General features: G+C 64.3%; 17 protein-coding genes and 1 pseudogene. 5 read left to right on the top strand and 13 right to left on the bottom strand.

Annotated elements, in window-relative coordinates; all coding sequences use genetic code 11:
• Positions 1 to 42: 42 nt before the first annotated feature.
• Positions 43 to 726: an SMP-30/gluconolactonase/LRE family protein gene (locus tag AC07FD_RS06710; RefSeq protein WP_478349205.1), complete on the top strand. Its 684-nt coding sequence runs from the start codon at positions 43 to 45 to the stop codon at positions 724 to 726.
• 187 nt (positions 727 to 913) lie between these two features.
• Here AC07FD_RS06710 and AC07FD_RS06705 read toward each other — a convergent pair whose 3' ends face one another.
• The 4 genes from AC07FD_RS06705 to AC07FD_RS06690 all read right to left on the bottom strand — a co-directional run bounded on the left by AC07FD_RS06705 (position 914) and on the right by AC07FD_RS06690 (position 5,231).
• Positions 914 to 1,261, bottom strand: a complete 348-nt coding sequence (locus tag AC07FD_RS06705; RefSeq protein WP_478349204.1) for an antibiotic biosynthesis monooxygenase — start codon at positions 1,259 to 1,261, stop codon at positions 914 to 916.
• A 124-nt stretch (positions 1,262 to 1,385) separates the two neighbouring features.
• On the bottom strand, positions 1,386 to 3,266 hold the full coding sequence (locus tag AC07FD_RS06700; protein WP_478349203.1) for an ABCB family ABC transporter ATP-binding protein/permease: 1,881 nt from the start codon (positions 3,264 to 3,266) through the stop codon (positions 1,386 to 1,388).
• Positions 3,267 to 3,288: 22 nt separating this feature from the next.
• The gene (locus AC07FD_RS06695; RefSeq protein WP_478349202.1) at positions 3,289 to 3,648 is read right to left on the bottom strand and encodes an ArsR/SmtB family transcription factor; all 360 of its coding nucleotides are present in this window, start codon (positions 3,646 to 3,648) and stop codon (positions 3,289 to 3,291) included.
• Positions 3,649 to 3,773: 125 nt separating this feature from the next.
• The gene (locus tag AC07FD_RS06690; protein ID WP_478349201.1) at positions 3,774 to 5,231 is read right to left on the bottom strand and encodes a LysM peptidoglycan-binding domain-containing protein; all 1,458 of its coding nucleotides are present in this window, start codon (positions 5,229 to 5,231) and stop codon (positions 3,774 to 3,776) included.
• 114 nt (positions 5,232 to 5,345) lie between these two features.
• Here AC07FD_RS06690 and AC07FD_RS06685 point away from each other — a divergent pair, with 114 nt between their 5' ends.
• A complete protein-coding gene (locus AC07FD_RS06685; protein WP_184871179.1) occupies positions 5,346 to 5,957 on the top strand; it encodes an LOG family protein in 612 nt (203 codons plus the stop codon).
• A gap of 62 nt (positions 5,958 to 6,019) precedes the next feature.
• Here AC07FD_RS06685 and AC07FD_RS06680 read toward each other — a convergent pair whose 3' ends face one another.
• The gene (locus tag AC07FD_RS06680) at positions 6,020 to 6,925 is read right to left on the bottom strand and encodes a LysR substrate-binding domain-containing protein (RefSeq protein WP_478349200.1); all 906 of its coding nucleotides are present in this window, start codon (positions 6,923 to 6,925) and stop codon (positions 6,020 to 6,022) included.
• A gap of 112 nt (positions 6,926 to 7,037) precedes the next feature.
• On the opposite strand from AC07FD_RS06680, the gene AC07FD_RS06675 reads away from it, so the two are divergent.
• The 3 genes from AC07FD_RS06675 to AC07FD_RS06665 all read left to right on the top strand — a co-directional run bounded on the left by AC07FD_RS06675 (position 7,038) and on the right by AC07FD_RS06665 (position 10,940).
• On the top strand, positions 7,038 to 7,328 hold the full coding sequence (locus AC07FD_RS06675) for a muconolactone Delta-isomerase family protein (RefSeq protein WP_478349199.1): 291 nt from the start codon (positions 7,038 to 7,040) through the stop codon (positions 7,326 to 7,328).
• A gap of 153 nt (positions 7,329 to 7,481) precedes the next feature.
• Positions 7,482 to 9,791, top strand: a complete 2,310-nt coding sequence (locus AC07FD_RS06670; protein WP_478349198.1) for a glycosyltransferase family 2 protein — start codon at positions 7,482 to 7,484, stop codon at positions 9,789 to 9,791.
• Between the two features lie 150 nt (positions 9,792 to 9,941).
• Complete coding sequence (locus AC07FD_RS06665) at positions 9,942 to 10,940, top strand: transporter (protein WP_478349197.1); 999 nt, start codon at positions 9,942 to 9,944, stop codon at positions 10,938 to 10,940.
• A gap of 18 nt (positions 10,941 to 10,958) precedes the next feature.
• On the opposite strand, the gene AC07FD_RS06660 is transcribed toward AC07FD_RS06665, so the two are convergent.
• From AC07FD_RS06660 to AC07FD_RS06625, 8 genes and pseudogenes are all read right to left on the bottom strand, one after another.
• On the bottom strand, positions 10,959 to 11,660 hold the full coding sequence (locus AC07FD_RS06660; RefSeq protein ID WP_478349196.1) for a glutathione S-transferase family protein: 702 nt from the start codon (positions 11,658 to 11,660) through the stop codon (positions 10,959 to 10,961).
• Between the two features lie 9 nt (positions 11,661 to 11,669).
• Positions 11,670 to 12,587: an EamA family transporter RarD gene (gene rarD / locus AC07FD_RS06655; protein ID WP_478349195.1), complete on the bottom strand. Its 918-nt coding sequence runs from the start codon at positions 12,585 to 12,587 to the stop codon at positions 11,670 to 11,672.
• An 83-nt stretch (positions 12,588 to 12,670) separates the two neighbouring features.
• Positions 12,671 to 14,293, bottom strand: a complete 1,623-nt coding sequence (cimA, locus tag AC07FD_RS06650; RefSeq protein WP_478349194.1) for a citramalate synthase — start codon at positions 14,291 to 14,293, stop codon at positions 12,671 to 12,673.
• Positions 14,290 to 15,246 carry a prolyl aminopeptidase gene (gene pip, locus AC07FD_RS06645; RefSeq protein ID WP_478349193.1) on the bottom strand — a complete coding sequence of 319 codons (957 nt, stop codon included), beginning with the start codon at positions 15,244 to 15,246 and terminating at the stop codon, positions 14,290 to 14,292. The genes cimA and pip overlap by 4 nt, the downstream gene beginning before the upstream one ends.
• Positions 15,243 to 15,719, bottom strand: coding sequence for a GFA family protein (locus AC07FD_RS06640; protein ID WP_478349192.1), 477 nt, complete (start codon positions 15,717 to 15,719; stop codon positions 15,243 to 15,245). The genes pip and AC07FD_RS06640 overlap by 4 nt, the downstream gene beginning before the upstream one ends.
• Positions 15,716 to 16,207: a GFA family protein gene (locus AC07FD_RS06635; protein WP_478349191.1), complete on the bottom strand. Its 492-nt coding sequence runs from the start codon at positions 16,205 to 16,207 to the stop codon at positions 15,716 to 15,718. Before AC07FD_RS06635 ends, AC07FD_RS06640 begins: the two co-directional genes overlap by 4 nt.
• 6 nt (positions 16,208 to 16,213) lie before the next feature.
• Positions 16,214 to 16,600: a VOC family protein gene (locus AC07FD_RS06630; RefSeq protein WP_478349190.1), complete on the bottom strand. Its 387-nt coding sequence runs from the start codon at positions 16,598 to 16,600 to the stop codon at positions 16,214 to 16,216.
• Positions 16,597 to 17,003: pseudogene (locus AC07FD_RS06625) on the bottom strand (endonuclease domain-containing protein). Before AC07FD_RS06625 ends, AC07FD_RS06630 begins: the two are co-directional and overlap by 4 nt.
• Positions 17,004 to 17,097: the final 94 nt, after the last annotated feature.

The following is a 17,097-nucleotide window of genomic DNA, read 5'->3' as shown; positions in this document are numbered from 1 at the left end:
CGCCCGCAAGGCCGACGACGCGTGCAACGGACGCTCCCGATCATGCAGGCATCATCTGGCAACAAAGCTCGTGTCGTGACGGAAGGCCTCGCCTTCGGGGAATCGCCGCGCTGGCGTGACGGACGCCTGTGGCTCTGCAACTGGGGGACCGGCGAGATCATCGCCGTCGATGCCGACGGCAGACGCGAGATCGTGCTCACCGTGCCGGCTGTGCTGCCCTACTCCATAGACTGGCTGCCGGACGGCCGCCTGCTCGTCGTCTCCGGTCGCGAGGGGTTGCTGTTGCGCAGGGAAACGGACGGTTCACTGGCTACCCACGCCGATTTGCGCGGCCTGTCTAAAAGCCCGTGGAACGAGATCGTCGTCGACGGGCGCGGCAACATCTATGTCAATGGCGGCGGCCCGGCGCCGGCTCCCGGCCAGTATTTCGGCCCAGGTACCGTCGTGCTGGTCACGCCAGACGGCGCGGTCCGGCAAGTGGCGGAAGATATTGCCTTTGCCAACGGCATGGCGGTGACCCCAGACAACAAGACGCTGATCGTCGCCGAATCGCACGCCAACCGGCTGACCGCCTTCGACATCGCCGCGGACGGCAGCCTCGCCAACCGCCGCGTCTGGGCCGACCTCGATGGTTTTCCCGACGGCATCTGCCTCGATGCCGAAGGGGGCGGCCTGGTACGCGGACGTTCCCAACAAGCACTGCGTGCGGGTGCTCGAAGGCGGTGAGGTGCTGCAGACCGTCAATGTCGATCGCGGCTGCTTTGCCTGCATGCTGGGCGGCGCGGACCTGAAAACGCTGTTCATCGCCGCCGCCGAATGGCGCGGCTTCGAGCACATGATCAGCGATGCCCGCACCGGCCAGGTGCTCAGCGTTGAAAGCGCCGGCACCTGGCGTCGGCTGGCCGTAGAGGCCTTACAACCCGGGGATCCGCTGATAGTTGGCGATGTCGGCTCGCACGCCGAGCCGGGCGATCGTCTCCTGCGGATTGAAACCGGCACGCGCATGCTCGGCCGTGACGATCGGCACGACCCGGTCGACGACCGACTGACTCTCCCATTCGACGATCGTGACCAGGTTGAATTCGCCCCGGCCCGAGAATTGCTCGAGCAGGAAATCCTGCACGAAGCCATCCTGCCGGCGCAGCACCTCATGCGTTGCCTTGACCTTGGCGAGTATCTCTTCGCGGGCGGCGGCCGGGACGACGAACTTGTCCACCCTGAACACGCTGCCGCCATCAGCACTCTGATTTATCTTGCTCATTTCGATTGTTCCGTTCCTGGATCTTGGTGTTTGCGGGCTCCAAGAACGGCCTACAATCTCAACTAAAGTTGAGGTCAAGCGGATTCTTTCCCTTCTTCCACAAGGGGGAGAAGAAGAGCCGCCGCTATGACACCTCCGACGTGCGGCGGCGGACGATGACGCCAAGCTCGTCGCCTTCGCGGGCGATGCGCAGCCGCTCCTCGGCTTCGGTCGCTTCGCGCTGGCGGTCCCACATCGAGGCGTAGAGGCCGTGCTTGCGCATCAGCTCGGCATGGGTGCCGCGCTCGGCGATCTGGCCATCCTGCAGCACGATGATTTCGTCGGCGGAAATCACCGTCGACAGCCGGTGGGCGATGACGATGGTGGTGCGGCCACGGCTGACCAGATCGAGCGCGGCCTGGATCTCTTGCTCGGTGTGGCTGTCGAGCGCCGAAGTCGCCTCGTCCAGCATCAGGATCGGCGGCGCTTTCAAAATGGTGCGGGCGATCGCCACGCGCTGCTTCTCGCCGCCGGAGAGTTTCAGCCCGCGCTCGCCAACCATCGACTTGTAGCCATCGGGCAGCCGCTCGATGAACGGGCCGATCTGGGCGAGTTCGGCCGCCTTGCGCATGTCCTCCTCGCTGGCGCCGATGCGGCCATAGCGGATGTTGTAGGCGATGGTGTCGTTGAACAGCACCGTGTCCTGCGGCACCATGCCGATCGCCCCGCGCAGGCTCTCCTGCGTCACGTCCCTGATATCCTGGCCATCGATCAGCACCTGGCCGTCCTGGACGTCGTAGAAGCGGAACAGCAGCCTGGAGATGGTCGACTTGCCGGCGCCCGATGGCCCGACGATGGCCACCGTCTTGCCGGCCGGCACCGCGAAGCTGATGCCCTTCAGGATCTTGCGGTTCGGATCATAGGAGAAATGCACGTCGCGAAACTCGACCTTCCCTGCGCTGACGGCGAGTGGCCTGGCATCCGGCTTGTCGACGATCTCCTGCGGAACATCCAAAAGGTCGAACATCTGCTCGATATCGGTCAGCCCCTGGCGGATTTCGCGATAGATGAAGCCGATGAAATTGAGCGGCACCGACAGCTGCATCAGCATCGCGTTGATGAAGACGAAGTCGCCGACCGTCTGCGTGCCCGCCTGCACTTCGAGCGCCGACATGCACATGACGATGACGGTGCCAAGGCCGAAGATGATGCCCTGGCCAAAGTTCAGCCAGCCAAGCGAAGTCCAGATGCGGGTCGCGGCGATCTCGTAGCGCGCCATCGAGCGGTCGAAGCGCTCGGCCTCCATGCCTTCATTGTTGAAATATTTAACCGTCTCGTAGTTGAGCAGCGAGTCGATCGCCTTGGTGTTGGCGTCGGTGTCGCTGTCGTTCATGTCGCGGCGGATGCCGATGCGCCAGTCGCTCGCCCGCACCGTGAACCAGACATAGACCCAGACGGTGACCGCGACGACGACGACGTATTTCCAGCCATAGGTGTAGGCGAAGATGCCGGTGGTCAGCGCGAATTCGAGGATGGTCGGCGCCGTGTTGAGCATGATGAAACGGACGATCGTCTCGATGCCCTTGGTGCCGCGCTCGATGATGCGCGACAGGCCGCCGGTGTGTCGCTCGAGATGAAAGCGCAGCGACAGTTCATGCATATGGACGAAGGTGCGGAAGGCGAGCTGGCGCACCGCGTACTGGCCGACGCGGGCAAACAGTGCGTCGCGCAGCTGGTTGAAACCAAGCTGCACCAGTCGCACGACGTTGTAGGCGACGACCAGCATGACCGGCGCCAGCAGAAAGGTTGGCAGCGGCGGCACGGACTTGGCGTCACCGGCCAGCGCGTCGGTCGCCCATTTGAAGAAATAGGGACCGGCGACCAGCGTCAGCTTGGCGACGACCAGGAGAAGCGTCGCCCAGGTGACCCGCGCCCTGAGATCGGCGCGGTCGGCGGGCCACATGTAAGGCCACAGATTGAGCAGCGTCTTGAAGGTCGAGGAGTCGGAGACGGTTTTTTCGGCCATTCTTGGTGCCTTCTTCTTATTTTCAGCGGCCGGAGCAGCAGGAATTGACGAGTGCGCTCAGCGACGCCGAGACGTCGGCGAGCGCCGCGCGGTCGACTGCATAGCGCGAGCGCTGGCGGTCGGGCTCGAACCGGACCAGCCCGGCTTCGACCAGTATCTTCAGGTGCTGTGACACGGTGGATTGCGCCAGATCGAAACGATCGACGACTTCGCGGCAGCAACAGGAGTTGCTGGCCGACAGGTGTTTTATGATTTCGATGCGTGCCGGGTGCGAGAGAGCTGCCAAGCGCGAAGCGATTGCATGGCTATCCGACGCGCATTCCGGCGGTGCACTGTTTTCCGCAATGCGACGGTTGTCTGTTTCGGCCAGGGATTCGGTCATCGTCCATCGGCGATAGACGATCAACGCATATGGGGCAAGCTATCCCGATGGGTAGATCGGCGACGCTGCCGATCTTCCCCCTCGAGGGGGAGATCGACGCCTCAAACGCCTTGGCCCTATTGGCCCTACTTGGTCTTGGGCGGAGCCGTCGTCGCTTGCTCGCCCATCGCCTTGAGGTCGGCGGCTTCGCCTTCCTTCGATTTTTCCGGGACCTTGAACACCTGCCCCGGCCAGATGCGGTCGGGATCGCTGATCTGATCCTGGTTGGCGAGGTAGATGGTCGAATAACGCACCCCATGGCCGTAGACGCGCCGCGAAATCCGCCACAGCGTATCGTTGCGGCGGATGATGACGGCGCTGCCGGCATGCTCGAGCTTGGGCGCCACCGTCTCGGGCACATCGCCTGGCGGCGTTGCCGCAGCCACAACTCCTGCAGCGTCGGTGGCGGGAGCGGGCGTCGTGGCCGGAGCCTCGGCGGCCGGTGCAGCAGGAGCCGATGCGGATTCCGCCGGAGCGGCGCCTGCGACGGCAGGCACGGCCGGCTTTGCTTCGGCGGGCGCCACGGCGGCGACAGAATCACCCGGCTCGCGCTCGAACGGTACGGCGGCGCGGGCCACAACTGTCACCCCATCAGCATCGAGGCCATCGACATGGATGGTGTAGCTGCCGACCGGAATGTCACGCGTCGCCTCGACCAGGAAATGGCCGTCCGGCGACGTCTTCGCGTCGCCGAGCAGGATGTCATTGGCATAGGCGCGCACCTTGCGGCCGGCATCGGCGAGACCGGCGACAAAGATCTTGTTGCCGTCGATCTCGACCGCTTCGACGACGATCTTCGGTTCGGCCACTGATCCGGCGGGCGGCGTAGCTGGTGCCGCCGGAGCGGGTGCTGCTGCAACCACGGCTGGCGCAGGAGCCGCCGGGGCGGCAGCCTGGTCGCCGGCAGCCGGTGCGGCCGGCTTTGTCTCGGGCGCCGGAACGGTGAGCAGTTCGGCCGGCTTGCCTGGCTCTTCGACCATGGCCAGCACCTGGCCCGCCGCATCCTTGGGAACCGAGACGACTGCGGTTTGCGCCGAGGCGGTCACGACATCGCCGGTGGTGGCGCGCAATGCGATTGTATAGTCGCCGGGTTTCAGCGGATCGTCGAGCACGATGACAAAGGCGCCATCGGGGCCGGCGACCGTCGAGCCGAGCACGGTGGTGCCGTTGAGGATCTCGACCTTGGAGTTGGGCGCCGCATTGCCGGCAATGACGATCGAGCCATTGCTCTCGACGCGCACCACATCGAAGGACGGCACGATCGGACCGGCCGCAGCGGGCGCCGCCGCATCCGTTGCCGGCGCGGCCGGGGCCGTCGCCTGAGGCGCCGCGGCGGGAGCGGCCGGCACCGCCGCTGGCGGCAGCCGCGCTTCCGTGCCGGGATCGGCTGGTTTCGGCGCCGCGGGCGGCGTCAGTGCTGCCACTTCCGCCGGCGGCGTACGAATGAGATATGGGTCGAGTGCGCCCGATACATAGGCGGTTCCTGCGGCCGCAACGGTCCCACCCGCTGCGAACAAGAACGCCTTCAGTGGATTAATTGCCATATTTCCCTACCCCTTAGCCACCTAATGCCGGTCTAGCCTGTTTTGCCAAAGCCGACAAGAAAAAGCCCGCCCCGGGCTTGACCCCGCTTTCAGACCCAATCACCAATCATCGGTATGAACACGATTCGATCCGTCTGCGTCTATTGCGGCTCGTCTCCGGGCCGCGATGAAACCTATGCCAAGGCCGGTCACCTGCTTGGGCGCTCGATTGCGCGCTCCGGCCTCAGGCTGATTTACGGCGGCGGCACCAAAGGCATCATGGGCGCAGTCGCCGAGGGCGCCTTGCGTGCCGGCGGCAAGGTGACGGGCATCATTCCGCGCTTCCTGATCAACAAGGAGGCGACCGAAACCGCGCTTGACCGGCTCGACGAACTCGTAATCACCGACAACATGCACGAGCGCAAACACAGGATGTTCGAAAAATCCGACGCCTTTGTGGCCCTGCCGGGCGGCATCGGCACGGTCGAGGAGATCGTCGAGGTCATGACCTGGGGGCAGCTCGGCCATCACCGTAAGCCGATCGTGTTCGGCAATATCGGCGGATTCTGGGATCCGATGCTGGCCTTGCTCGACCACATGGCCGCAGAAGGCTTCATCCACACCGCGCAACGGGTCAAGCCGCTGGTCGTCAACGACCCCGAGGCAATCGTCGCCGCCATCATGGTGGCCGGCTCCTCGGTCGACGCCCCGACCGAGGGAATGCAGTCGGTTATCGACAAGATGTAGGGGAATAAGGGAGTAGGGCAGTAAGGCAGTATGTAGATTGCCTGAGGTGAAGCCCTACTGCCCTACTGCCCTACTGCCCTACCCTCTTCCCCGGCCGCCTCCCGCAAGCCGGCGATCACCGCGCGGCGGTCGTGGCGCCGCCAGGCAAGATGGATGGAAACCGTTCGCTCGAACCATGGCAGGTCGCGAAACACGATCCGCGACGGTGCGGCGGCACGCAGGCTGGCCTGCACCGTGGCCAGGCCAAGACCGGCGCTGACCAGACCGAGCGAGGTCAACGGATCGGCCGTCTCATAAGCGATGTCGGGCAGAAAGCCGGCCTTGGCGCAGGCGGCCAGGAACTGGCCACGGTTGGTGTCGTCAGGTTGGCGCACGACGGTGATCCAGGTGCGGCCGTCGAGGTGGTGCGGCCTGATGTCCGACAACCCGACAAGTGGGTCATCTTCGGGGACCGCCAGCACCAGCGGTTCATGGCGCAGCGCGACCGTGGCGATGTCCGGGTCATCGTCAGCCGGCGGCGAATAGACGAAGCCCAGATCGAGCGAGCGCTGCCGCAGCCCCTCCAGTTGCGCCGCCGACCGCAGGCTTCGCAACTGAAGGTGAAAATCCGGCCGTTCGCGGCGGAACTGACGCAGCATCCCTGCGACAAGCCCGGCATGCACGGCGCCTTCGACATAGCCGATGGCGAGACGGCCGACGGCGCCGCTGGCCAGGTTGCGGCCGAACTCCTCCAATCGTCGCGCGTTGGACAGCAGCGAGCGGGCCTCGGCGAGGAAGGCGCGGCCCTCGGCGTTGAGATGGACCCGTTGCTTGGCTCTTTCAAACAGGGGAACGCCAAGCTGCTCCTCGATCTGCATGATCTGCCGGCTGAGCGGCGATTGCGAAATATGCAGCATCTCGGCGGCGCGGCCGACATTGCCGGTTTCGGCGACCGTGACGAAATAGCGAAGCTGGCGCAGGTCGAACATTTTCTCTCCGAAGCTTTTAAGTCCTTCGCGGTCTCAACTTTATCCTATTCAGTCTTGGACAGTCGGGCTAGGCGCGGCGATAGTTGGGTCATCCCAACCAAAGGAGACCGCCATGCAGTTCTTTGCCCTTCTCACCCGCAACACAGAAAAGTTCACCGATGCCGATTTCGCGCCCCTGCTACCCGGCGAGGCCGAGCAACGGCGCACGCTCTATGCCGAAGGCGCGGTGCGCCAGGTGTGGAACCGTGGCGACATCCCGGGCAGCGGCATGATGTTCGAGGTCGGCAGCGACGCCGATGTGCGCCACCATCTCGCCACCTTGCCGCTGGTCAAGGCGGGCATGATGGACATTGCCACCATCGTCCCGCTCAACCCCTATCCAGGCTTCGGCCCGAAGCGCTGACAGGCGCAAGAGGGCGGCGGTCGGCAAAGCTTGCCGCCTCCTCTCCCTCCAAGACTTTCGCCGGATACGGTGAGCAAACTCGTCCTGTAGCGATTTCCGTTTGCGGCTCGCGAGCGAGTTGGCTATCCGGGAACATCTGCAGGGGGACAAACTTTGGAGAACAGACCCGAGACGGAGACAGATCTCGCTCCCCGCGCCTCCGTCGTCATGACCGTCTACACCGACCAGCGCTTCCTCGACGCGGCGGTCGACAGCATCCTAACCCAGGAGTTCCGCGATCTTGAGCTTGTGATCGTCGATGACGCGACCGGCGAAGCCGCGGTCTTCGAGGCACTGGCACGCCGTGATCCGCGCATACGGATCGTGACCAATCCCACCAATCTTGGCCCAGCCGCCGCCGCCAACCGCGGCATCGAGGCGGCCCGCGGCGACATCATCCTGCGTCTGGATTGCGATGACATCGCCGAGCCGACGCATGTCGGGCGGCTGGTCGCGGCGCTGGACGAGGACTCCGACCTTGGCCTCGTCGGAAACGCGGTAACGCTGATCGACGAAGCCGACCGCGTCGTCGGCGGGCAGCTAATGCCCGAAACGGATCTTGCGATCCGGTGGACCATCCTGTTCCACAATCCATTCTATCATTCATCCATGGCCTATCGCCGTAGCGGCTTCGAGGCCGTCGGGGGTTACAAGGCCGATCAGTGGATATCGCATGATCACTATCTGTGTTTTGCCCTGCTGCCTTTGTGCCGGGCGCGAAACCTTGCCGAGCCGCTGACGCGCTACCGGCTGAACACGCAAGGGCTGAGCACGAAGCACTCGAAGAACGCGCGCAACCGAACGCATCCGATCCGCGAGGCGCTCTGGGCCAAGCTCGGCCTGACCTACGATCTTTATGACGACGCCTTCGCGCGCGATATGACCGAATTCATCCGTGGGCATGAGATCGCCGTCGAGCGGCGCGCAGCCGCCTACTGCAAGCTGCTTGCCGTGCTTCGCGTCTTCCTCGCCGCCGCCCGGCCGTTCGAGCGGGCCGAGGATGCGGATGCCGCCAGGCAACTGGCACATGGCCTCGTTGCCCGCATGCTGGCCAGTCCGCCGTTGCGGATACACGAGATGCTGAGGGTCTGTTCCCTGTGTTGGCCGCCCGACCGGCGTGCCGCGACCAGAGCGGCAATGAAGCGGCTGGCGGCTGGCCTGCAGGCCGGGTTGCGCGCGACCGGGAAATGGCTCGGCGAAGCCGCGAAAATAGAGCCTTCACCGGCGCCCTCGCCGGGCGTGCCGGCCCTGCCGCGGGAGACTGGCCAGGCCCGCGACATCGCCGAAAAGAGTGTCGAATTTGTCCTGATTGCCGAGGCGGGCATTCTCGAAGCGCAAGCACTGTTGCTGTGCGAGAGCATACGATGTTTCGCCGGTGCCTATTCGCGGTGCCCGATAACGGTCGTGTCGCCAAGGAGCAGCCGTCGCCCATCCGTGTCGACGCTGCGCAAACTTGAGCAGATGGGCGTCGAATATCTGCCGATCGAGATCGAGAGTTACTACCCGCAATATGGCACGTCGTATCGCATTCACGCGCTTGCTCACGTCGAACGTCGGCTGGGGCCGCCAATCATAGTGCAGCTCGACAGCGATACGATCTTTGTCGCCGAGCCCGATTTATCGTTGGGCGCCAGTTCGGCCGCCGCGCGCCCTGTAGACGTCAAGGGAATGTGCACGACGGGTCCTGGCGACCCCTTCGACAGCTACTGGAGAAAGTTGTGCGCCCTTGTCGGCGTCGACTATGAACGTCTGCCAATCGTGCACACAACGGTCGGTGGCCAGGCGGTGCGGGCGAGCTACAATGGCGGGCTTTTTGTAGCAAAAAGGGCATGCGGGCTTTTCCAGCGCACCGAAGACATTTTCAGACAGTTGGTGGCCGCGGATATGAAGTCGTGGGCCGACGGGCCAACGTACAACACCGGGACCGGGGTTCTGCAAGCAGAGGCCACCGCCTATTGGGGTACAAGCCAGGCCGCCTTCTCGCTGGCGGCAGTCGCGGGAAACCACTCCGTGCGACTTTTGCCGGATACGCACAATTTTCCTCTCAACAACCTGGCTGGGTTGCCGGCACCCGACGCGGCGCGATTGGTCCACATCCACTATCATCACCTGTTCAGCGCCGGATCGGCAGAGGCAAATCCGATATTGGACGGAACGCTGGCCCTCCCGGCAGCAATTTCCGAATGGCTCCTGGCCCGGCTGCCGCTGCAGGAACACCCGCAGCCGACGGTCACGACGCGTGACCTCACACTCGAGCACGACGCACTTGTTCGCACCAACCACGATCTCAGCCTCGAACGCGACATGCTCGTCCGCGACCGAGACGCTCTCCGCGCAGAACGCGACGCGATCCTCGCGTCACGCAGTTGGCGGCTGACCGCACCATTGCGTTGGGCGCGAGGCCCGTTCGTGCGCCGAAGATGACGGGCAAGATCGAAAGCGACGCCGGTGATCGGCAGACTGTGATCGACCGTCAAGAAACCGTCACACGCAAGCGTACTCGTCCGTGCTAGAAATCGCGGTCAGGCTGCCGCCACGCGGCGCCATGTCCGAAAACTGCATCTGGTACTGCCCATGGATGTCGCTCTTGCCCCGGAAGGCACCGACCTGTCGCCTTACCTGCCCGACGAGCACGGGCTGTTCTTCATCTATCATTTCACCGCCAATGGCCTGCGCACCAAGGACCCGGCACAGGCGTGCTGGACCTGGCGCAGCTATCAGATCACCGACCTGCATGCACGTCAGGAGATCGGCGCTGAAAAAGCTTTGCCGGGGCCGGTGCGGGACGCCTTCCTTGCCCCTAGCCATGGCTGTCACATCGACTTCGAGGATGGCTGGCTCTATGGCGATCTGCCGGATCTCAAACACGACTTTTCGGAAGCGCGCGGGCTTGTCCATTTCCGCTTTGCCTTCAACGAGACGATGCTGGTCGGCGCGCGCAAGCAGCCGCTGGAATCGGTCGATGCCGTCCGCAAGGCGGTTGAGAATGGATCGCGGAAATTCCGCTCGCCGGCGGAGCTGATCGAGGCGGTCACGGGCCAGTCGCTCGATGGCATGTCGGTCGAGCTCGGCAAGCTGGGCGACACGCTCGACGGCATCGAGGATCGCGTCGTGCGCGATGCATGGCACAATGAGCGACAGGCGCTGGTCGAGGCGCGCCGGCAATTGGTGGTGATCCATCGGCAGATGGCGACGATCACCAATCTGTTCCGGCATCTCGACCATTCGCATCGCAACGAGCTGCCTGACCCGATCAACGACATGGCGGCCAGGCTCTCGCAGCGGGCGCATACGCTCTATCATGACGGCGAGCAGTTGCAGGCGCGCACAAGGCTGTTGCAGGACGAGTTGATGGCCAAGCTGACCATGCAGTCGAACCAGCTGCTCTATGTTCTCTCTGTCATGACCGCGGTGCTGCTGCCGATGACCATCATCTCGGGACTGTTCGGCATGAATGTCGGCGGGCTGCCGTTGGTCGACACGCCCATGGGTTTCTGGGTGGTGACCGCGGTCTCGGTGTTTATGGCGGCCGCCACCTATCTGTTCGTCAGGCGGCTTGGCCGGGGGTTGTAACAGCAGCCGGGTGACTGTTTATGCCGAAGCGCGGAGATCCTCGACAATAGTGCCGGCGGCACGGATTTCCGCCTCGTGGTCCGGGTCGCGCCAGGTCTCGGCAAGGCCGGCCGCATACCATTCCCGCATCGCCGACAGATTGAGCAGCTGTGCCGGATAGGCCGCAGCCGCCCCCTCGAAGGCGAGCCCATAGGACTGCGCCCGAAACGCCACCGGGGCAAAGAAGGCGTCGACGGCGGTAAAATGCGCGCCGGCGAGAAACGGCCCGCCGAAACGGGCAAGGCCATCGTTCCAGAGATCGCCGAGGCGGAAGAGATCCTGCTTCAGCGCATCGGACATCGGGAACGGTTTGACGCGCACGCCGCAACTCATCGGGCATGCGCCGCGCAGTGCGGTGAAACTCGAATGCATTTCGGCGGCGGCCGAGCGCGCCCAGGCGCGCGCCTTGGCCTCGACGGGCCAGACGCCATGGTGACGCTCGGCCAGATACTCGACGATGGCGAGCGAATCCCAGACCGCCCAGCCATCGTCGATCAGGCTGTTGTCTATCAAGCAGGGCACCCGGCCGCTGGGTGAGAACGGCCGGTAGAGATCCCAGCTCGATCCGGTCGGAAATGGCGTCAGCCGCTCCTCGAACGGAATATCCAGCTCGCGCATGAGCACCCATGGCCGCAGCGACCATGAGGAATAGTTCTTGTTGGCGATGTGCAGCAGGTACATCGAAACTCCTTACCGGATAGAAGCCTTGCGCGCGTTCGTCAGCATCGACCAGGAATAGATCGCCAATGCCGCCCAGATGAGAGCAAAGGCGACGGCCTGGGTGGTGCCGAAAGGCTCGTTGAAGATCAGGACCGCGATCAGGAACACCATGGTCGGCGCGATGTATTGCATGATGCCGATGGTCGAGAGGCGCAGCAGCTTGGCACCGAAGGCGAACAGCAGCAGCGGCACAGATGTGACCGGACCGCAGCCGATCAGCAATGCCGTATCAGCACCGCTGCCGGACACGATGTGGTCCTGCCCGGTCGCGATCAGGTAGGCGATGTAACCGAGGGCCGGCACCGACAGCAAGAGCACTTCGAGCAGGAAGCCCTGGCTCGGGCCGATCGGCAGCGTCTTGCGGAAGAAGCCGTAGGCGGCGAAGGAAAACGCCAGCGCCAGCGACACCCAGGGCAGCTTGCCGCCCTCGATGGTCAGCACCGTGACGGCGACTGCCGCCAGCACCACCGCCGCGATCTGCAATCGGTCGAGACGCTCGCCCAAGAGCAGCGCGCCGACGACGACGTTGACCAGCGGGTTGATGTAATAGCCGAGCGCGGTCTCGACGGTGCGGTCGACGGCTATCGCCCAGACATAGATGCCCCAGTTGACCGAAATCAGCGCCGCTGTCAGCGCGGCCATGGCGATGGTTCGGGGTGAGCGAAGTGCCGCCTTGAAATCCGCCGTGCGGCCGGCCCAGACCAGCACAGCCGCGGCGATCGGCACCGACCAGACGATACGGTGGGCAATGACTTCGGCGAGCGGCAGGTGGGCGACCGCCTTCATATAGAAGGGCAGCAATCCCCACAGCAGATAGGCGCCCAGCGCCAAAAGAAAACCGCGGCGGGCCTTTGAATCGGTGACCAGGGCAGTTGCTTCAGGGGCCATGGGCCAACGCTATGGCCCAGCCGCCTTGCCAAGACCATCACAAAGTTCTGATGGATCAACGGACTTTCGTTGATGGTTCAACCCTACTCCGCCGCCACCAGCCCGGCCATCTCGCGGTTCTTCATCAGCTTGTAGACGATGGAGTCCATCAGCGCCTGGAACGAAGCGTCGATAATGTTTTCGGAAACGCCGACCGTCCACCAGCGCGCGCCGGTGCCGTCATGCGATTCGATCAGCACGCGGGTGATCGCCTCCGTGCCGCCATTGAGGATACGTACCTTGAAGTCGGCAAGCTCCATGTCGGCGATCTCGTTCTGGAATTTGCCGAGGTCCTTGCGCAGGGCAATGTCGAGCGCGTTGACCGGGCCATGCCCCTCGGCCACCGACATCTTCTCCTCGCCGTCGACCAGCACTTTGACGATCGCTTCGGACACCGTCTTCAACTGGCCGTTGGCGTCGAAGCGGCGCTCGACCATGCAGCGGAACGAGGTGACGTTGAAGAACTCCGGCAGGCCGTGCAGCATCTTGCGCGCCAGAAGTTCGAAGCTGGCATCGGCGCCTTCATAGGCATAGCCCTCGGCCTCGCGTTCCTTGACCACGGCAATCAGCGCATCGAGCCGGTGGTCGTCCTTCGGCACATCGATGCCGCGCCGCTTCAGCTCGGCGAGGAAATTGGCCTTGCCGCCCTGGTCGGAGACCATGACGCGGCGGCGGTTGCCGACCGCTTCCGGCGGTACGTGCTCATAGGTCGCCGGCTCCTTGGCCAGTGCGGAGGCATGGATGCCGGCCTTGGTGGCGAACGCCGAGGCGCCGACATAGGGCGCCTGCGCTTCCGGAGCGCGGTTCAGGAGCTCGTCGAAAGCGCGGGAAAGCCTGGACACGCCGGTCAGGGCTTCCGCCGAAATACCTGTCACGAAGCGGGTGGAGAAGGCCGGCTTCAGCGCCAAGGTCGGCACGATCGAGATCAGGTTGGCGTTGCCGCAGCGCTCGCCGATGCCGTTGAGCGTGCCCTGGATCTGGCGCACGCCGGCCTCGACCGCGGCCAGCGAATTGGCGACCGCCTGGCCGGTGTCGTCATGCGCATGGATGCCGAGATTGCCGCCGGGAATACCGGAGCCGATGACCTTCTCGACAATGGCGCAGACTTCCGACGGCTGCGTGCCGCCATTGGTGTCGCACAGCACCACCCACCGCGCGCCGGCATCAAAGGCCGTCCTGGCACAGGCCAGGGCGTAGTCGGGATTGGCCTTGAAGCCATCGAAGAAATGCTCGCAATCGACCATCGCCTCCTTGCCGGCGGCTGTCGCCGCCTCGACGGAGGCCTTGATGGCGTCGAGGTTTTCCTCGTTGGTGCAGCCGAGCGCGACGCGGACGTGGTAGTCCCAGCTCTTGGCGACGAAGCAGATGGCGTCCGACTTCGATTGCACAAGGGCTGCAAGGCCGGGATCGTTGGACGCCGACACCCCTGCCCGTTTGGTCATGCCGAAGGCGACGAATTTGGCGCGCGCCGTGCGCTTCTCCTGGAAGAAGGCGGTGTCTGTCGGATTGGCGCCGGGATAGCCGCCCTCGACATAGTCGAGGCCGAAAGCGTCGAGCAGTTTTGCGATGGCGATCTTGTCTTCGACGGAAAAGTCGATGCCCGGCGTCTGCTGGCCGTCGCGCAAGGTGGTGTCGAAGAGATAGAGGCGCTCGCGGGTCATGGTCATTTGCCCGCAAACCTGTCCGTCGCCCGGATCAGCTGACCCAGGATGCCCGGCTCCGAATAGGCATGACCGGCGCCCTCGATCAGGTGAAAATCCGCCTTCGGCCAGGCCTTGTGCAGCGCCCAGGCATAGCGCGCCGGGCACGGCATGTCGTAGCGGCCATGGACGATGGTGCCGGGAATATCCCTCAGTTTCCAGGCATCGCGCAGCAACTGCCCCTCTTCCAGCCAGCCGGCATGGACGAAATAATGGTTTTCGATACGGGCAAAGGCGACGGCATAGTCGTCCTGTCCAAAAGGCCCGCTGGTTTCGGGGTCGGGCAAAAGCGTGATCGTCTCGCCTTCCCACAGGCTCCAGGCCCGGGCTGCCTCGATCTGCGCCTTGCGGTCGCTGCCCACCAGCCGCTTGCGGTAGGCCGCCATCATGTCGCCGCGCTCGGCCTCCGGGATCGGCGCCAGGAACCGCTCCCATTTGTCCGGGAACATTTCCGAGACACCGAACTGGTAATACCATTCGAGCTCCGCACGCGTCAGCGTGTAGATGCCACGCACCACCAGTTCGCTGACGCGATCAGGGTGGGTCTCGGCATAGGCAAGCGCCAGGGTCGAGCCCCAGGAACCGCCGAACACCAGCCATTTGTCGAAGCCGGCCATCTCGCGCAGGCGTTCGATGTCGGCGACCAGATGCCAGGTCGTGTTGCCTTCCAGGGAGGCGTTGGGCGTCGATTTTCCACAGCCGCGCTGGTCGAACAGGATGACGTCGTAAAGTTTTGGGTCGAACAGCCGCCCGTGTTTTGGCGAGATGGTGCCGCCTGGCCCGCCATGCAGGAACACCGCCGGCTTGGCGCCCCTGGTGCCGGAGCGTTCCCAATAGACCTGATGGCCGTCGCCGACATCGAGCATGCCGGACTCGAACGCCTCGATCTCGGGATAGAGGGTGCGCAGTCGACTGCTCATAGCTGCAAACCTTTGGTCGGCCAGTCCGCCGTTTCGTGGTCGGGATGCTGGAACGAGATGATCTGCTCCTGCCGGGCGTAGTAGTCGGGGTCCTGGTGGACGGGCTGGTCGAAGATCGTCTCCACCCAGGGCAGCCGCGCCGCGTAGTTGACCTGGATTTGCGGGGCGAGATCGGAGCGGTCGTCGAAGGCGCCGATGGCGATCTCCAGTCCACCGGGCTGCCGATAGGTCAGCGGCGTGCCGCAGCGGGCGCAGAAGCCACGATCGATATTGACCGACGACTGGAAATAGCTTGGCTCCTCATGGGTCCATTCGACGCCATCCTTGGGCACCGTCACCAGCGCACCGAAGAACGAGCCGAACTGCTTCTGGCACATGCGGCAATGGCAAATCGACGGCCGGCCGAGCGCCCCCTTGATGCGGAAGCGCACCGCGCCGCACTGGCAGCCGCCGGTTCGTATTGTCTCGGTCATGATCTTTCCTTCGGCGGCCATTGTTCGGTGTCGTGGTCCGGGTGCTGGTAGGAGACGAGATCGGCCAGATAGGGGGCCGACGACATGTCCGCCATCGTCTCCTCGCCCGGCAAGTGCGGGATCGTGTCGACATAGGGCAGCTTTGCCTTGGTGCCCCACTGGATCAGCGGCACGATCTCCGCCGGATTGTCGAACGCGCCGATGGCGAGGCCAACGCCGTCCGGCGCGGTGAAGGTTAGCGGCGTGCCGCAATTGGCGCAAAAGCCACGATCGACATGGCTGGACGAGCGGAAATATTTGGGCTCACCGCGCGTCCAGTCGAGCGTTGCGCCGCGCACCGAAACCAGCGGCGCGTAGAACGAGCCGAACGCCTTCTGGCACATGCGGCAATGACAGATCGAAGCGTCGCCAAGCGCGCCCTCGACGCGAAAGCGCACCGCGCCGCACTGGCAGCCGCCGGTATAGATCGGTCGGTTGTCGAGGCTCATCGCGGTTCACTCCGGGGCATGGCAGACGGCTTCGACATTGTTGCCGTCGGGATCGAAGACGAAGGCGCCGTAATAATTCGGGTGATAGTGCGGACGCAGGCCCGGCCCGCCATTGTCCTTGCCGCCGGCGGCAAGTGCCGCGGCATGGAAGGCATCGACCTCGGCGCGGCTGCGCGCGGTGAAGGCGACGTGCTGGTGGTCTTTCGGCCTGTCCTTGCCGGAACTCAGCCAGAACACCGGCCGGTCGCGGCCATAGCCGCCGACCTTGGCGACGCCGGTGTATTCCGGCGGCACCATATACAGCAGCGCAGCGCCCAACGGCGCCATCGCCTTGTCGTAGAAAGCCTTCGAAGCATCGAAATCGGCAACGGTGATACCGAGATGGTCGATCATGGTACGGACTCCCTTGCTGGTTCGCTCGCCAGAATTTCAGCGCCGGCCAGGCCGGCTTCGATCACGATGTGCTGGCAGACATTGTCGATATCGCGAATGACGTCGTCGTTCCAGAACCGCAGGATGGTCCAGCCGAGGGCTTCGAGCTTGACAGTTCTCATGGCGTCGGATGCCGACGCTTCAGCTGAGCATGCTGAGAACCATCCAACTCGACGATCAGCTTCTTGCTAGAGCAGGCAAAATCGACGATGTAGCCGGCGATCGGCATCTGGCGTCGAAACGCCAGCCCCATGAGCCGATGTGCGCGAATCTCATTCCAGAGTTTCAGCTCGGCATCGGTCATAGCCTTGCGCATCTTGCGTGCATTGTTGCGGTTGCCGACGGGCACTCGATAATGCGTCATCGCGGTTCGCCCCCCCTCTGCCCTGCCGGACCTCTCCCCCTCAAGGGGGGAGATCGGCAGCTTCACCGGAAACGCCCGACAATCAACGGAGACG

This window comes from Mesorhizobium waitakense, from assembly GCF_056431085.1.
The sequence above is the reverse complement of the archived record's forward strand: the minus strand, read 5'-3'. Positions and strand labels throughout refer to the sequence as shown.

Excerpts from the sequence above, each read along its gene's own strand:
- AC07FD_RS06690 (WP_478349201.1), bottom strand. The coding sequence starts at position 5,231 with ATGGCAATTAATCCACTGAAGGCGTTCTTGTTCGCAGCGGGTGGGACC.
- AC07FD_RS06665 (WP_478349197.1), top strand. The coding sequence starts at position 9,942 with ATGGATGTCGCTCTTGCCCCGGAAGGCACCGACCTGTCGCCTTACCTG.
- pip (WP_478349193.1), bottom strand. The coding sequence starts at position 15,246 with ATGAGCAGTCGACTGCGCACCCTCTATCCCGAGATCGAGGCGTTCGAG.
- AC07FD_RS06660 (WP_478349196.1), bottom strand. The coding sequence starts at position 11,660 with ATGTACCTGCTGCACATCGCCAACAAGAACTATTCCTCATGGTCGCTG.
- AC07FD_RS06710 (WP_478349205.1), top strand. The coding sequence starts at position 43 with ATGCAGGCATCATCTGGCAACAAAGCTCGTGTCGTGACGGAAGGCCTC.
- AC07FD_RS06675 (WP_478349199.1), top strand. The coding sequence starts at position 7,038 with ATGCAGTTCTTTGCCCTTCTCACCCGCAACACAGAAAAGTTCACCGAT.
- AC07FD_RS06630 (WP_478349190.1), bottom strand. The coding sequence starts at position 16,600 with ATGATCGACCATCTCGGTATCACCGTTGCCGATTTCGATGCTTCGAAG.
- AC07FD_RS06700 (WP_478349203.1), bottom strand. The coding sequence starts at position 3,266 with ATGGCCGAAAAAACCGTCTCCGACTCCTCGACCTTCAAGACGCTGCTC.
- rarD (WP_478349195.1), bottom strand. The coding sequence starts at position 12,587 with ATGGCCCCTGAAGCAACTGCCCTGGTCACCGATTCAAAGGCCCGCCGC.
- AC07FD_RS06635 (WP_478349191.1), bottom strand. The coding sequence starts at position 16,207 with ATGAGCCTCGACAACCGACCGATCTATACCGGCGGCTGCCAGTGCGGC.
- AC07FD_RS06705 (WP_478349204.1), bottom strand. The coding sequence starts at position 1,261 with ATGAGCAAGATAAATCAGAGTGCTGATGGCGGCAGCGTGTTCAGGGTG.
- AC07FD_RS06640 (WP_478349192.1), bottom strand. The coding sequence starts at position 15,719 with ATGACCGAGACAATACGAACCGGCGGCTGCCAGTGCGGCGCGGTGCGC.
- AC07FD_RS06685 (WP_184871179.1), top strand. The coding sequence starts at position 5,346 with ATGAACACGATTCGATCCGTCTGCGTCTATTGCGGCTCGTCTCCGGGC.
- cimA (WP_478349194.1), bottom strand. The coding sequence starts at position 14,293 with ATGACCATGACCCGCGAGCGCCTCTATCTCTTCGACACCACCTTGCGC.
- AC07FD_RS06695 (WP_478349202.1), bottom strand. The coding sequence starts at position 3,648 with ATGACCGAATCCCTGGCCGAAACAGACAACCGTCGCATTGCGGAAAAC.
- AC07FD_RS06680 (WP_478349200.1), bottom strand. The coding sequence starts at position 6,925 with ATGTTCGACCTGCGCCAGCTTCGCTATTTCGTCACGGTCGCCGAAACC.